This window comes from Pedobacter sp., assembly GCF_045628745.1.
Taxonomy (GTDB): domain Bacteria; phylum Bacteroidota; class Bacteroidia; order Sphingobacteriales; family Sphingobacteriaceae; genus Pedobacter.
Genome location: NZ_JAZQPU010000004.1, coordinates 1 through 15,530, shown reverse-complemented (window position 1 = coordinate 15,530; position 15,530 = coordinate 1). Strand labels below are relative to the sequence as shown.

Genomic DNA, 15,530 nt, shown 5'->3' with positions numbered 1-15,530 from the left:
ATAAGTTTTGATTTTGAATCTCTGTGATCCCGCTGGGATTCGAACCCAGGACCACTACATTAAAAGTGTAATGCTCTACCAGCTGAGCTACGGAATCATTCCCTCTTTAGGAGGGTGCAAAGATAGCTTTTAATATTTCATATGCTAATTTTATTTAAAAATAATTGAAAGCCATCTAAAATATTTGATAATAACCACAAGCTAGTGAGCCAAAAAATTAAACTACACTTTCAAAATAGTCAGCAACTCTTCCAAAAACGCTCTTTGCTGCGTATTGATCTTCTGATTTGCCTCATCAAGTGTAAACCAACCAGCGCGGTCAATTTCAGCAAACGCTTTTAACTGACCAGATTTAGGCGGCCATTCAATTTGAAAAGTATTCGTTGTAATACCATCTGGATCAAGATTCCCCTCAACAGCCCAACATTCAACCTTTTTGCCACCCTTCTGGATTATGGGCGATAAAGGTAGGAGGGAACCACTAGCTTCATATCCTGTTTCTTCTTTCAGCTCCCTTAGTGCCGTAGCCAATGGAGCTTCATTTTCTTCAGGCTCACCCTTTGGTATAGTCCACCATCCATCATTCTTATTCTTAAAATAAGGACCACCGGGATGGACGAGAAAAAAGTAATATTGGTTATCTTCTTTTTTGTAAAGTAAAATGCCAGCGCTAGTCTTTCCCATAATACCCTTTAAGTAATTCTTTTCCGATCAATAGCTTCAACCCATTCATTATGTTTACACGTAGCGCAAATCACAACATCAGCAGCTGTTAATTGATAAATCCGGCCACATTTTGCACAAGCAAATATCCCTGGCTTGGATATAGTGGTATTTTTTTGATCATATTCGTCTGGTAAAATGGGTAAACCGGGTTTAACATCATCACCAGCAAAATAAAATACGCTTATTTTGCCAGTATCCTCTAAAATAGCAAACCTAATTTGCCCCAGGTGTTCAATGTTCTGACCACGCAATGCTCCAAAAAACTCATCTGAACCTAATTCACTGCCATTGATCTCCTTGAAACAAAGTACCCCATCGCGAATAATATAAATCGGTTTGCCTTCCAGCAGCTGTTCAACCTTATCGCTCTTGGTGATTAAATAAATAACCAACCGGTAAACGACCAGGATGATTAAAAAAACAGCTATGGCATGAAAGAGACCAACATCTTTATAAAACATAGAATCGCCGGCTGCAGAGCCTAAAGTGATGATCATTACCATTTCGAAAATCGAAAGCTGTTGAACACCTCTTTTTCCAGTAAAACGTAAAATGAGAACCACTGCCAAAAACATCAGCGGTGTACGGAACAGGATCTCCAGAAAAAAGGCATACGGCTGATCACTAAAAAATATTCTATGCCAATCTATTTCCATAATTTCTTTATATGCTAAGAAAACAGCAGTAAGAGCCATTATGTTTGATTACAGGCCTTATAAGGAGGCTAGTAATAAAAAGATAGTTGATATCCATGCTTACTCAAGTCTTTTCCCTATTGGTATAGGTTGCTCTTTTTGTCCGTACAACTGTTTTGAGCTGCTGATGTATATTTATCAAATCGCCAATTATAAAGTAATCCTTTAAATTATTTCTAATGCTTTTGCGCATGATCCGGCGAACTAAATCTTTATTTACCTCACCCAATTCATTTACCTGGGGCAGTAACCTTAAGGAGAGCAATGCTAAAAATGCACCTATTAAAAACAGGAACTTCCAGTCATGAATAGAGATGACTTTGACCACGGTGGTGAGCTGTGGACTTGCCCATTGTGCATTAATCAAGAGGCTTTTATCTGAAAATACATCCGCTAGGATACCCCCTAAAATAGGGCCTATAGATGCAAATACCGCTGTAACGATGTTTTTAACAGATAAATAAACGATAGCATCTTTTTTTGGTGAAAGCTTTAAGCCAATATTGGTGAGGGAAAGATTGATACCGGAAGTGGCAATCCCGCTAAATATTTCGATAAGCACCAACAGGCCAAGGTTCATATAATAGAAAGGTAAATTACCCACAAAACACCAGGCCACAAGACATAGTATATATATAGGTGCACTTAAGAAAATAATGCTTTTATTACTGTAACGGTCAGAAAATGCACCCCAGGTACGGATAGTCAAAATACTCGAAAGCTGACTGATGATGGTCAATGCAATAATATAAGAAATAGGGATGCCTATACCTTTAAGCAGAAATACAATAAAGAAGGGGGTAGCCATATTTAAAGCAAATACCCATGCTGAGTTAAAAATGAGGAGACGCCTGAAATTACGATTTTGCAGCGGTCGCTTAAATAGGGCAAAGATGTTTTTATTGGAGAGGTAAGACTGGGGCTCTGGTGCTTTGGACAACACAATTCCCCCGATGATGCCAATAATACCAGCGAAAATGAAAAACACAGCATAAGTGGTGAGCTCAAGCTCTGGGTAAAAATTGCGAACGTAATCTAACAATACAGCCAATATGATACTCAGGACTACATTCAACGCCTGGGTAAAGCGACTTCTTTTTGAGAAGTACTCGCCAAGCATGTGCTCAGGTACCATATCCTTCATCCATGAGTTCCAGCTGGGGCCAGCAATGGAACCAAAAAGATAATAGAAAAACAAGAAAAACAACAGCATTTGTACGGAGCCACCCTGCATGGTTAACACTAGTATACCCACTATGATTAAAGGAAATCTTGCTAAGAATGCACAATACACCGCCACCGCACGGCGGTTATTATATTTGCTAACCAACCAAATAGACAGCAATTGAAAAATATTGGTAAACATGGGTAAGGCAGCCATTATACCAATTTCCACGTTGCTGGCCCCGAGAAGTAAGGCCATTGACACTAAAAAAGCACCCCCGGTAAAGGAGGTCATCACCTCTGATGTCAGCCCATCCCAGATAACAATGGTCAGTCCTTTTTGTACTTCCTGGTCTGTTAAATGATCTTTAGGTTTTAAGTTCATCCTATATATTTTACCAGGTATTGCTTGCCAGCATATTACCTCTGTTAAGACATGTACACCCTTAACATATTCGTTTCCATATAGTTTAAAATATCTGCCAGTAATGGTAACACCAGTAAAACCTAAGTTCAAGATAATCTAAGAGTTAATCATTAAAGACAATAACTTTACCTTTTTACTCCAACATTATTAATTAACTTTGCGCAATATCAGTCTACATATGATTCCATGCATAAAATAAAAGATTATTACTTAAATGAAGTTGATGCATTTAATGATACTATTTATTGTATGCATGACCTGTTAGGTGAAAGTGATATCCCCTTTCATCAGCATCAAAAAGGACAATTCTTGTATACGGAAGGTGGTGTTATACATGTAACCACAACAGATAAGACGTTCTTTTTGCCCGCAAGACATTACATGTGGATTCCCCCTAATCAATTGCATAGTATTCACCCTTGTTCTGAGCATGTAACCATGCGCAACCTCTATTTTCCTGTCGAAGAAAATGATGTTGAGTTTTATGCAGAAATTGCCATCTATCCAATTAACGACTTGCTTTTACAGCTGATCTTGTTCACCAATCGTTTCCAAGGCCACCTTTATCCTGATCAGGTAAGTGCATATAGGGCATCATTAGCATTAAAAGCAATTTTACCAGAAATCAGTCTTTTCCAGCTTCCACTTGCTTTGCCTTATGCAAAAGACAAAAGACTTGATACTGTCATCAATTACATCAATGAACACCTCCAGGAAATATTGATCTTTCCTGATATTGCTGCCCAATTTGGCTTAAGTGAAAGAAGTTTGTCACGTCTTTTTCAAAGTGACGTAGGCATGTCTTTTATTCAATACCTGACTATTCAACGCATGATTCGCGCTATACAATACTTACTTGTAGATAAATTATCTGTTAAAGAAGTGGCAACAATGGTTGGATATAACAGTATCCCCACATTTAGCAATACTTTTTATAAAACATTAGGCACCAGGCCTTCAGCCTATATTAAGATCAAAGGGGTGTTTGGAAGTGCCAGAGTCTTGGCAGAAAAAGATATTTTATTGTCCGAAACGGATAATTATAACAAGAATAATGACAATAGATTTGTCTTATAACAAATATGTCTATGTACGCAGATAGAATAAAGAGAGCTGAATTAATTGATAAATTAATGACCGCCGAACAAGCAGCAACCTTGTTTAAAGATAAAATGGTGGTGGCCTCCAGTGGATTCACAAAAGCTGGAGACAGCAAAGTTGTTTTACCTGCACTTGCAAAAAGAGCTTTAACAGACCCATTAAAGATTACGCTGATGACTGGCGCCTCTTTAGGTTACGGTACTGATGGTGCATTAGCCGCAGCAAATGCGGTTTCACTTCGGTTGCCTTTCCAGGTAGACCCAATATTACGTAAGGCTATCAATGCCGGTGATGTCATGTTTATTGACCAGCATTTAGGAGAGACGGCAAACTTATTAAAAGCAAATAATTTCCCAAAAATCGATATCGCTGTTTTAGAAGCGACCTTAATTGAAGAGGATGGAAGTATTGTACCCACAACTTCAGTAGGAAATTCTGCTGCTTTTGCAGCATTAGCTAACCATATTATTATAGAAGTAAATACCGCAATTCCTTTTGAAATTTGTGGATTACACGATATCTTTTCAACTGGAGAATACCCTCACAAATCAGAAATCCCTATTGTGGCGGCTAAAACCCGTGTTGGCAAAACAACCATTACCATTGATCCTAAAAAAATCATTGGGATTGTGATTTCTAATAAAGTCGATTGTCCGGCAGATATTGCTCCCCCTGACGAAAACACCAAATTAATTGCTCAACACCTGGTTGACTTTTTTGCCAATGAGGTGAAAATTGGCAACTTAACCAAATCTTTACTTCCGCTACAGTCTGGAATTGGCAAAGTGGCCAATGCAGTTCTGGATGGCTTTAGAAACGGTGATTTTGAAAACCTGACCATGTATTCTGAAGTGCTTCAAGACAGCACCTTTGACTTGTTAGATTCAGGTAAAATGACTTTTGCCTCTGGTTCATCTATTACGGTATCAGCAGCATACTATAAAAAGGTTTTTGGTAATTTTGAGAAATATAAAGATAAAATTGTACTTAGACCACAAAGCATCAGCAATGCTGCTGAAGTAATCCGTAGGTTAGGTGTCATTACCATGAATACGGCATTGGAGTGTGATATCTATGGTAATGTAAATTCTACCCATGTAAGTGGTACACATATGATGAATGGTATCGGCGGTTCTGGAGATTTTGCCCGTAATGCTTATTTGAGCGTTTTCGTAACTTCTTCTATGGCGAAAGCTGGTTCAATATCTAGTATTGTACCAATGGTTTCACATGTTGACCATACAGAACATGATGTGGATGTGATTGTGACAGAACAAGGTTTAGCAGATTTGCGCGGTTTAGCACCACGACAAAGAGCTAAAGTCATTATTGAAAACTGTGTTCACCCAGCATACCGTGATCAATTAAATGATTACTTCGACCGAGCTTGTTTAAGAGGTGGACAAACACCACACATCTTAGAGGAAGCTTTTAGCTGGTATACCCGGTTAAAAGAAACCGGAAGCATGAAAAAATCCCTTTAAGAAGGCATCATTATACATTCGTTTTATTATTCAAACTAATTTCAATTTTATTGGTATTAGTTATGAATAATAAATGATGATGATGACGCTTCAAGAAATCATTCTGGAAAAGATCCAATCTCAAGGACCCATCAGGTTTGTTGATTTTATGGAAATTTGTCTTTACCATCCAGAATTCGGTTATTACTTCTCTTCAAGAAATAAAATTGGCAAAGACGGTGACTTTTACACCAGTCCTTATTTGACTCCTGTATTTGGTGCCATGATTGGCAGAAAAATGGAGTTGCTTTGGAAGACTTTAGGCTCCCCAAATTTTACCATCGTGGAATATGGCGCCGGCTCAGGTCGTCTTTGTGCTGATATCTTAGCCTATTTAAAAAACAATGAGCCATTTTATAGCCGCTTAAAGTACTGTATCATCGAAAAGAGCCCTTCGATGCGGTTATTGGCAAAAAAGCATTTACCCGAAAATGTTATATGGTATGATTCCATTGCCGAAATTCAAGAGCTGGAAGGCTGCATTATCTCTAATGAACTCCTCGATAATTTTGCTGTCCAGCAGGTGAAAATGGAGGATGAGTTGTTGGAATTGTTTATTGCCGGGGATAATGGTTTCACTGAAGTATGGAAACCTGCAACTGCTGAACTTCAAAAGTATTTTCAGGATTTGGATATCCAGCTCCCCAAAGGTTTTAGAACTGAATGTAATTTGCAGGCCATTGATTGGTTGAAAGATATTGTTACCCACTTAAAAAGAGGTTTTGTTTTATCGATTGATTATGGGGGCCTGTCTTCAGAATTGTATCATTCTTCCAGGCGCAATGGCACCTTATTAAGCTATTATAACCATCAGATAAGTGATTGTATGGAGGAGCGACCAGGAGAACAGGACATTACTGCTCATGTAAATTTTTCAGCTTTAATGTATTATGGCGAAAGGATGAACTTGAAAACGATTTCCTATACAGATCAGGGACAGTTTTTACTAGAATTAGGCTTTAAACAAGCTTTGGAACAATCTTATCTGCATGAAAAAAATGTGTTACAGGCAGCAAGACAGGTAGCACTGATTGGTCATGCTTTATTATTTGACATGGGAAAGAAATACAAGGTATTGATTCAGGAAAAAAATAACTAAATTCATGGTCAATTGTTATAGCGTCGTTTGCTGACTGATAATAAGTTAACAATTTATGAAAAAAATAACTATTCTTATTTTGGAAGATGCAGTGATAGAAGCAATTGGCGATCCTGCTTATTTGTTCAATACCGTTAACCAATTCTTAGCTGCAGCGGGTAAACAAGCTTTGTTTGAGGTAGAATGGGTAGCCTTAAATAAAGATGTAAAACTAATGGATGGCTTAATAACGGTGCATCCTCATTTTCAGTTAAATGAAATTACGAGCACAGATTTAATTATAATTCCAGCTTTAAATGGCAACATGAAGGCTGCATTGCAGAAAAACGAGCATTATTTACCTTGGTTGATACAACAATACAACCAGGGCGCAGAAATAGCGTCATTATGCACAGGTGCATTTTTGTTGGCTGCTACAGGGCTCCTCAATGGAAAAAAATGCTCTACTCACTGGCTTGCTGCCAAAGAATTCAGACTGATGTTTCCCGAAGTTAAATTATCTGATGGTTGTATAGTGACAGAAGATGGACGGCTTTACTCAAGTGGAGGTGCAAATTCATACTGGAATCTGCTGTTATACCTGGTAGAAAAATTTAGCACGAGAGAAATGGCTATCCTGGTCGCTAAATACTTTGCTATCGACATCAACAGGGACAGTCAATCGTCATTTATGGTATTTCAAGGGCAAAAAAACCATAACGATGAGGCCGTTAAAAGTGCGCAACTTTATATGGAAGGGAACATTCAGGATAGGATTACAGTAGACCATCTTGCTCAGAAATTTGCCGTTGGCCGCCGGAGTTTTGAACGGAGGTTTAAAAAGGCGACTAACAACACTGTGATTGAATATTTTCAAAGGCTGAAGGTGGAAGCTGCAAAACGATGTTTTGAATCCAGCAGAAAAAATATCACTGAAGTGATGTACGATGTTGGTTATACAGATGCTAAAGCTTTCAGGGATATTTTCAAAAGAATCACTGGCCTTTCGCCAATTGATTATCGTAATCGCTACAACGGGCAGCAATTTGAGTTTTCCACTTTGACGCCGTAAAATGATCTGCCGATAATCCATAACCATTTCTTTCCATCGCACTGATATTCCATTCCTGTTCAAAATTCGTAGAGGTACATAACATAAAAACGCCGTTCATAATTCCATGATAAATGGTGCCGTTTCCACCATGGCAAATCAATAACTGCGCTTTTTGTAGCACGGAATCTAAGTTAACGAAGTCGCGGGCTATAATATGTGAGGCAGAAAGATACTTTTTTTTATCTCCTGCAGTTACGATGGTATACCTGGAATAATAAGCATCATTTAAAAAAGCTAGTTTTTCCCAATCACCTGTACTCCCTAAAGAAACACAGATAATGGGTTTAGCGGTAGGAATTTCTTCTAACCAATTTAAGTCTTTTTCTTTGTAGTGGTAACACAGCGGGCCAATAAATTTAAAAGTTGAGGGTAGTTGCTGCTGGGGAAACAAAGTAGGAAGATCACAGATATAGTTTAAATTTCCTTCTATTTCATGGAGGTAATCTGGCAAACTTTCTAACCCGTATTTTTTCCTAAGTTCATTGAAGGTCTTTTGGATTTGCTTAAACGCTAATTTCTCTCCCAAATTTACCAAAGGTGCTGCAATTGGATCAGGAAGTAAATTGATGAAAGGGAAAGCTTTATGTGTTTTAGAAATTGTTCTGGTGTACTGATAGTACCTTGTCATATACCCATTGAGTAAGGATATATGTGTAACACCAGTGAGTGCTGTAGCCATTTTTAGGGTAGGCGCTACATCACCAATAGCTATGTCGGCTTTTAAATCTTTTAATACAGTGACCTGTGACAGCAGCACTTGCTCCAGATCTGTTTTATTTAACCAGGAAAAGTCGAATTTACGCGAACATTGCATCACGTAATCTGCATCAAACTGTAGGCAATCAAAAGTTTGATAACCATGTGCCTTCACAAAATTGTTATAAGTAGGAGAACTTAGAAAATAAATAGTGTACTCATCCTTACTGTAACTATCGGCCAGCACCAGCGACCTTAAATAATGGGCTAACAGATTGAAAGGAAAGAATAAGATGACTTTCTTAATTGATGCCATTCCATGTAAATCAACAAATGAAGGTAAATGTTTTTATCAAATGATTTATAAGAAAAAAACCTAATTTAATAGCTTCCATAAATTAATAAAATGCTGTAATTGCAATATGTTTAAAATCATCCTGATGCTGGCCTTATGGCTTCCTTCAGTGTTTTACCAAAAACCTGAAATTAAGACATTTCATATTAACGGATATGCTCAAGGTACAACATACCAAATTGCCTATTATGCATCCCAACCATTGGTGGCTAAGGAAGAGGTAGACATTCTCCTCAAAAAGCTGGATCATTCGCTTTCTATTTATGTCCCACATTCGCTCATCAACCAGTTTAACAATTCAAGCAGAGGTGTGCTGATGGATCCTTACCTTCATGAGGTTGTGTTAAAATCTATAGAGATCTACAAAAAAACCGATGGTAATTTTGATTTTACCGTTTACCCATTGGTGCAGGCATGGGGGTTTGGCACCTCTAAAATTAACCAGTTGCCAGATGCTGCAACCATCCAGAAATGCTTAAAATGCGTAGGCTCAGATAAGATTTTGATCAAACAAGATAGCCTGATTAAAACTGATCCCTGTGTGAAAATTGATGTAAATGGTATTGCTCAAGGCTATAGTGTTGATGTTGTGGCCAAATACCTTGACAGAAAACAAATAAAGACCTACCTGGTAGAAATTGGTGGTGAGCTGGTGGTGAAAGGTGTAAAACCAACAGGAGAACCGATGCAGATTGGCATTGAATCGCCTTCAGATAGCCCCTTTGACAGTCAATCTTTTCAACGAATAGTACAGCTCAAAGCAGGGGCGATAACTACTTCAGGTAATTATAGAAAGTACATTTCCAGTGGAACACAAAAATATGCCCACTTAATTGACCCTAAAACAGGATACCCTTTACAAAACCAGATGATCAGTGCCACGGTTATAGCCAATGATGCCATCACGGCAGACGGTTATGATAATGCATTGATGGCTTTAGATGTGGTCTCTGCTTTAAAATTAGTAAAAGCACATCCATCCATGGAAGCTTACCTCATTTATAAAAAAGCGGATGGAAGTATTGCTGATACCGCTAGTGTTGGATTTTATAAGTTGTTATTGCCTAAAGACGGCAATTAAACTTGATTATCATTTATAGTTTTAACTTAGCTGCCTTAAAACAACTTATGAAAAAATATAACATTATCATGTCCGCAGCCGTTTTGGCACTAGCAGCCTGCAGTCCAAATACCACTAATACAGAGAATACTATTGGCCAAACAACCACAGTTGACTCCACTGTGGTATCGGCAGAAGAAAAATCGCTTTTTGCTACAATGCAAATCAAAGACACCGTGACGACGAATGAGGGAATAGCATTAAATTTCACTGTTTACAACACTGCTGATACTACCCAGACCTTTTGTAAATGGCATACGCCTTTCGAACCCTTAATGAGCCAATACTTGTCCATTAAGAATGAAAAAAATGAAGAAATGCCTTATAAAGGGGCAATGGCTAAAAGAATGATGCCACCACCAGCAGACAGTTATATCCAGGTTAAGCCTAAGGATAGCCTTTCTGTAACGGTAGATGTATTAAAGGGTTACGCAATTGACAAAGCAGGTAAGTATACCATATCTTATACTGGTCAAAACATGAGTGGCTTAACCGTTAAAGACAGTGTATCTTTCGTCTACCAGCGGTAACCTAATCACTGGACAAACTCGTTCTCTGTTAAGGGGTTGGGCGTGTTGACAGTTACAGTTGGCGGTAGATATACCGGATAATCTTCAATAGAAGGGAATTCAAGATAAATAGACATATCGCTTAAATTAATTAGTTAGTGTGACTGATTAACAAATTAAGAGATTCAATAGTTTGAATAAAGTTAAAAGAACGATGCTTTATGCTGAGGCTCAATATCCTAAATTCTTAAAGAACTCATCTTTGCAATAATTTCAATGTGAGGGCATCTTGCTCTCCTTTGAAATATTTAGTCAATACATCCTGAAATACAGGGTCTGCATTTTTAACATTGGCAAATAAAGTCATACATGAACGGAGTTTCAAATCGTCTGGACTTCCGAATATTTGATTTGCTGTTTTTCCATTAAGTTGTAAGAGTACATTAGAAATTTCTATGAGATGTTTACCCAGAACCGGATGTTTCAAGTAAGAGGCTGCTTCGTTTAAGTCCTTAATTCCATAAAACTTAGCGGTATCGCTGTGTCCTAGTCCAATGATTTGCGGAAATATATACCACATCCAATGAGATTTCTTTTTACCGTTTTTGATTTCATCCAGAGCCTTAAGGTATACCTGGTTTTGAGCATTTAAAAATCTATATAATTCACTGGAACTCATTGAAGATTGTTTTTTGAAGGGGTTATACTAAAACTACTATTTTACAAAGTAGAAGACCAGAAAGTTTTAATTTTAAGCAAAGATTTCGACATTTAACTTTTAATCACCTAAAATTTCATCTTATGCCAGAAGGTCCTTTTATGTTCTATTTAAAAGAGAAAGTACAGCCTTTTGTGGGCGAAAAAGTAATTTCTACTACCGGGGCCTCTGCTAAGGTAGATATTAACCGTTTAGTGGGGCAACCTATCCTTGATTTCAAAACTCATGGTAAAGAGTTCTTTATCTGTTTTCCTGATTTTAGCATTAGAATTCACCTGATGTTGTTTGGCTATTACCGTATCAATGAGCAAAAGCCTGATGGTAAACTACAACTGGGGATGCAATTTGAGAAAGGTGAGCTTAATTTTTATGCTTGTGCGACTTCACTGATCGAGGAACCTTTAGACCAGGTGGTGGATTGGACAACAGACATTATGAATCCACAATGGGATCCTGAAAAGGCATTAGCGAAAATGCTGAAGAAACCTAAGATGTTAGCCTGTGATGTATTATTAGATCAGGATATATTTTCTGGAGTTGGCAACAAACTAAAAGATGAAATTCTGTTTGAAACCCGGGTCCACCCGGAAAGTTTAATAGGTAAAATACCCGACCAAAAGCGCATTGAGTTGGTGGCTGTTGCACAAAGTAAAAGTTTTGATCACTTAGAATGGGAGCGGAAGAATCGTCCAGAAGGGGAAATGAAAATCCATTATCAAAAAGTGTGTCCCAGAGACCACAATTCTATAGACCTTAAAACTTTAGGCAAGACAAAAAGGACAGCTTATTTCTGTGAAGTGTGTCAGGTGCTTTACGACTAAAATTCATCTTCTTCCAGGTAAATATCATGCACCAGAAATTTAACTTTAGCCTCAGGTTCAAGAAGTTCTGTAATGTCATCTGAATCGATAGGGTAGATGGTTTCACCAGAATCGGGGATTTCAGAATCAGGAATGAGTTCAAAAAACTTCACTGAAATATTAGAATCCAGTTCAACTAGTTTGATGTATTTTACGCCATTCTTTTTCCAGTCTTCTAAAATCTGGGCATTAAAAAGTTGGTATGGGTTTTCTTTTTCTGTAGTCATTGTATATTTATTTTATTCGTTTTGTTGTATAACGTACAAATATTGTTCTGTATGTAATGAGGTTTCTCACTCAAAGCTAGGTAAAAGATCAGCCGTTATAACTTCTCCAGCTTAAAATAGCCTAAATGAATTTGATCTTCAGGAAGATTTCCAGTTTCCGTCAGTTCGATTTGATAAATCTCTTTGCTTTGAGGGCTAAGCATATCTTCTACCTTATAGATGTCATCTACATCAATGCCATACTTATCATCAACATGAGAATTAGCCCCATCCATTAAATTGGTTTTAAAAAACACGGTTTGTTTAGCCTCCTTGATTGCCTGTGCCATATCTTCCTGCACAGAAAGAACAGTGTAATGTTGTTCTTCAAATTTATTTGGCTGGTAACCACCTAAGTTAATGAAAAAGAGCTTCTTCATTGATGGCGGATTGCTGCTTTCCTTTGTGGCTATATTTACCTGGAAACCATTTACATTATTCACTTCACGCCAGGCATCAATATGAATACTGGCACCTGCCTCTGGCCAAAAAGCATTGATTTGTGGCACCAGCTCTTTTAATGATGTGGCAATACCAAAAAAAACATCATGTTGTTCTACATTTCTTTGAGGCGCTTTAGAGCCCAATAACAACATATATAGTTTCGGTAAATTGGCTAAGGGAAGATCATTCATCATAGCGCAAAATAAGGTTATTAAATAGAATAATCCAAGAATCAAACCATTGATGCCTCAATCCTGTTATGTTCTCACATTGTTTTTTAAAGATCATACATGGCCATAACCGAATCTTCAAAATTTTATACAGGCACCAGCGGACTGTTACTTCCCGTACCCAATAAGGAATATTATCCTGAGGCATTTAAAGATAAAAGCAGACTTTGTTATTACGGGTCCTTGTTTAATAGTATAGAGGTTAACAGTTCATTTTACAAAGTTCCGATGGCTTCAACCGTTACCAAGTGGGCTGCAGAAACCCCTGAAGATTTCAGGTTTACCTTTAAGTTGTGGCGGGATATCACCCACAGCAAAGGATTGGTCTTTTTGGCAAAAGATATCTCCATGTTTATGGAAAGAATTGAAGGCGCAGGAGCAAAAAAAGGCTGTTTGCTGGTGCAATTTCCGGGAAGTATCAAACCTGTGCACGTTCGGGAGTTAGAACAATTGCTCATGCAAATCGTTTTGGCCGACCCATACAGAGCATGGAAGGTAGCTATAGAGTTCAGACACCAGAGCTGGTATCAATCAGATACTTATGACTTGTTGAAATCTTTGAAAATGGGCTTGGTCTTACATGATAAACTTGTTGTTGGTGGTGCGATGATTGAGCAGGCAACTGATTTTGTATACCTTCGTTTTCATGGGCCAGGCGGGAATTACCGTGGTAGTTATGATGATAATTTTTTATATGAGTATGCATCTTATATCAAAGAATGGCTGGAAGATGGAAAACAGGTCTATACCTATTTCAATAACACCATGGGCGATGCCATTAAAAACCTGGAAACGTTAAGAGCTTACGTCTTAGAGGAGTAAAAACTTCAGCTGCTTTTATCTGAGCGGTAAATTGGTTGCTTTCAATGCCTCGCCTTTTTTGTGAATAATAATACCGGTGCATATACTATCAGTGCCAACTTCAAAGGCAATGCCGTCCATGCTATCCCAAATATAGTATTCATAATTTTCTGTATGAAGGGATGGGATTTTATTGACCTTATATGCTTTCTTAACTTCATTTAACGTAGAAGTAACACCAATACCACTTTCAGTTTTAAATTTTGGAGATGTTATTCTAATTTGTCGCACTCTTGCCTTTGGCATATCACCTGTATCTCTAACAGCATAGATAGCAGTAGAATATCTAACTGCATCACTCTTGTCAAACCAGAAAGCGACCATCTTTTGCATCGCAGCGTCACTTGAATCCGGGCGGCCTAAAACCTTTATTACTTCTTCACTATCTTCATTTATTTTAATTTTTCCCGCAGCTATGCCCGGTAGCAAAACAAAACTTGAATCAATTGTGCCTGAGGTAATTGCTGTGCTTTCAGCAGGTGTAATTAAAGTTTTACTGCTTGTCCCTTCATCCTGACTTTGCCGGCAGGAAACAAAACCCATCATGGTTAATAAAATTAAGGTTGATGTGCTTTTTAAATTAAACATGTTATTCTTCATAGGAACTAGAACGGAAAAACATAAGAATTGTTTAATTTACACAGTTCCATCAACCATCAAAAGATTAATGTTATTACCCTGGTGGCCTTAAATGCAATTACATGGGAACTCATTTCAATTTTTTATATTTGCATAATCAGTTATGTAACTGACTATGCATTGGATATGGGTGTAATCATCAATATAGATTCACTACGATCTAAAATAAAGATCTTACAGATGGAAATATTTGACAAAATGGGAAAAATGGCATTAGGCAGTCGCTTACGCCTGATGACGGCCAGGATAACAGATGACGCAGCCAAGCTTTATGAATTATATGGAGTTGAATTTTCGCCAAAATGGTTTCCAGTGTTTTTTGTCCTCTCAGAAGAAGGCGATAAAACGATCACTGAAATTGCTATTGAAATAGAGCATTCACAGCCCTCGGTCAGCAAGATTATTCAGGAAATGACCTTAGCAGGTTTGGTAGAGGAAAATAGAGAGTCGGCTGATAAACGCAGAAATGTTGTCGCCTTGACCAAAAAAGGTCTTTATATTTCAGGTCAAATTAAAGTACAATGTACAGATGTAGATGCTGCCATTGAAGGTATGGTGTCAGAAGCCCGGTTAAACCTTTGGGAAGCCATTGAAGAATGGGAAGTGCTGCTTCACGAAAAATCATTATTGAAGAGAGTGCAGGAACAAAAGAAATTGAGGGAGAGCAAAGAGGTGAAGGTTGTGCCTTTTGAAGATCAATATCAAACAGCTTTCAGGTCGCTGAATGAAGAATGGATCTCCAAATATTTTAAAATGGAGGAAGCAGATTATAAGGCTTTAGACAACCCAAAGGATTATATTTTAGAAAGAGGCGGGGAAATATTAGTAGCCCTTGATAACAATGAGCCCGTTGGTGTATGTGCTTTAATTAAAATGAATGACCCGGAGTACGACTTCGAACTGGCAAAAATGGCGGTTTCGCCTAAGGCACAGGGTAAGCATATTGGCTGGATATTAGGTCAGGCTATTGTAGCGGCTGCTAAAGAAAAAGGAGCAAAAAAACT

General features: G+C 37.9%; 17 protein-coding genes and 1 tRNA gene. 9 read left to right on the top strand and 9 right to left on the bottom strand.

What is annotated here, in order from left to right; all coding sequences use genetic code 11:
* Positions 1-24 precede the first annotated feature (24 nt).
* The 4 genes from ACR2F7_RS00280 to ACR2F7_RS00265 form a co-directional block, all read right to left on the bottom strand.
* Positions 25-97: transfer RNA gene (locus ACR2F7_RS00280), tRNA-Lys, on the bottom strand.
* Between the two features lie 125 nt (positions 98-222).
* Positions 223-684: an NUDIX domain-containing protein gene (locus ACR2F7_RS00275; protein WP_432711612.1), complete on the bottom strand. Its 462-nt coding sequence runs from the start codon at positions 682-684 to the stop codon at positions 223-225.
* Between the two features lie 8 nt (positions 685-692).
* The gene (locus ACR2F7_RS00270) at positions 693-1,421 is read right to left on the bottom strand and encodes a DUF421 domain-containing protein (RefSeq protein ID WP_432711611.1); all 729 of its coding nucleotides are present in this window, start codon (positions 1,419-1,421) and stop codon (positions 693-695) included.
* Positions 1,422-1,485: 64 nt separating this feature from the next.
* Entirely contained in the window at positions 1,486-2,970 is a 1,485-nt protein-coding gene (locus ACR2F7_RS00265) for an MFS transporter (RefSeq protein ID WP_432711610.1), read from the bottom strand.
* Between the two features lie 228 nt (positions 2,971-3,198).
* On the opposite strand from ACR2F7_RS00265, the gene ACR2F7_RS00260 reads away from it, so the two are divergent.
* The 4 genes from ACR2F7_RS00260 (at position 3,199) to ACR2F7_RS00245 (ending at position 7,786) form a co-directional block, all read left to right on the top strand.
* Positions 3,199-4,089, top strand: coding sequence for an AraC family transcriptional regulator (locus tag ACR2F7_RS00260; protein WP_432711609.1), 891 nt, complete (start codon positions 3,199-3,201; stop codon positions 4,087-4,089).
* A gap of 5 nt (positions 4,090-4,094) precedes the next feature.
* The gene (locus tag ACR2F7_RS00255; protein ID WP_432711608.1) at positions 4,095-5,597 is read left to right on the top strand and encodes an acetyl-CoA hydrolase/transferase family protein; all 1,503 of its coding nucleotides are present in this window, start codon (positions 4,095-4,097) and stop codon (positions 5,595-5,597) included.
* A 73-nt stretch (positions 5,598-5,670) separates the two neighbouring features.
* A complete protein-coding gene (locus ACR2F7_RS00250) occupies positions 5,671-6,735 on the top strand; it encodes a class I SAM-dependent methyltransferase (protein WP_432711607.1) in 1,065 nt (354 codons plus the stop codon).
* A 55-nt stretch (positions 6,736-6,790) separates the two neighbouring features.
* Positions 6,791-7,786, top strand: coding sequence for a GlxA family transcriptional regulator (locus tag ACR2F7_RS00245; protein ID WP_432711606.1), 996 nt, complete (start codon positions 6,791-6,793; stop codon positions 7,784-7,786).
* On the opposite strand, the gene ACR2F7_RS00240 is transcribed toward ACR2F7_RS00245, so the two are convergent.
* Positions 7,710-8,840, bottom strand: a complete 1,131-nt coding sequence (locus ACR2F7_RS00240; RefSeq protein WP_432711605.1) for a glycosyltransferase — start codon at positions 8,838-8,840, stop codon at positions 7,710-7,712. The two genes, ACR2F7_RS00245 and ACR2F7_RS00240, sit on opposite strands and share 77 nt — an antisense overlap.
* 106 nt (positions 8,841-8,946) lie before the next feature.
* On the opposite strand from ACR2F7_RS00240, the gene ACR2F7_RS00235 reads away from it, so the two are divergent.
* Positions 8,947-9,960, top strand: a complete 1,014-nt coding sequence (locus ACR2F7_RS00235; protein ID WP_432711604.1) for an FAD:protein FMN transferase — start codon at positions 8,947-8,949, stop codon at positions 9,958-9,960.
* Positions 9,961-10,007: 47 nt separating this feature from the next.
* Positions 10,008-10,529 (top strand): protease, encoded by a 522-nt coding sequence (locus ACR2F7_RS00230; protein WP_432711603.1) that lies wholly within the window; start codon positions 10,008-10,010, stop codon positions 10,527-10,529.
* Positions 10,530-10,764: 235 nt separating this feature from the next.
* Here the strand turns inward: ACR2F7_RS00230 and ACR2F7_RS00225 are convergent, their stop codons facing one another.
* Positions 10,765-11,187, bottom strand: coding sequence for a DUF1810 domain-containing protein (locus ACR2F7_RS00225; protein ID WP_432711602.1), 423 nt, complete (start codon positions 11,185-11,187; stop codon positions 10,765-10,767).
* Between the two features lie 122 nt (positions 11,188-11,309).
* On the opposite strand from ACR2F7_RS00225, the gene ACR2F7_RS00220 reads away from it, so the two are divergent.
* Entirely contained in the window at positions 11,310-12,047 is a 738-nt protein-coding gene (locus ACR2F7_RS00220) for an endonuclease (RefSeq protein WP_432711601.1), read from the top strand.
* On the opposite strand, the gene ACR2F7_RS00215 is transcribed toward ACR2F7_RS00220, so the two are convergent.
* Complete coding sequence (locus ACR2F7_RS00215; protein WP_432711600.1) at positions 12,044-12,313, bottom strand: hypothetical protein; 270 nt, start codon at positions 12,311-12,313, stop codon at positions 12,044-12,046. The genes ACR2F7_RS00220 and ACR2F7_RS00215 overlap by 4 nt on opposite strands.
* A 95-nt stretch (positions 12,314-12,408) precedes the next feature.
* Positions 12,409-12,990, bottom strand: coding sequence for a DUF1543 domain-containing protein (locus ACR2F7_RS00210; RefSeq protein ID WP_432711599.1), 582 nt, complete (start codon positions 12,988-12,990; stop codon positions 12,409-12,411).
* A gap of 96 nt (positions 12,991-13,086) precedes the next feature.
* Between ACR2F7_RS00210 and ACR2F7_RS00205 the strand changes: the two genes are divergently transcribed.
* On the top strand, positions 13,087-13,848 hold the full coding sequence (locus ACR2F7_RS00205) for a DUF72 domain-containing protein (protein WP_432711598.1): 762 nt from the start codon (positions 13,087-13,089) through the stop codon (positions 13,846-13,848).
* 15 nt (positions 13,849-13,863) lie between these two features.
* On the opposite strand, the gene ACR2F7_RS00200 is transcribed toward ACR2F7_RS00205, so the two are convergent.
* On the bottom strand, positions 13,864-14,475 hold the full coding sequence (locus tag ACR2F7_RS00200; protein ID WP_432711597.1) for a hypothetical protein: 612 nt from the start codon (positions 14,473-14,475) through the stop codon (positions 13,864-13,866).
* 39 nt (positions 14,476-14,514) lie between these two features.
* On the opposite strand from ACR2F7_RS00200, the gene ACR2F7_RS00195 reads away from it, so the two are divergent.
* Positions 14,515-15,530 (top strand): bifunctional helix-turn-helix transcriptional regulator/GNAT family N-acetyltransferase (locus ACR2F7_RS00195; protein WP_432711596.1); only part of this gene is annotated, 1,016 nt, incomplete at its 3' end.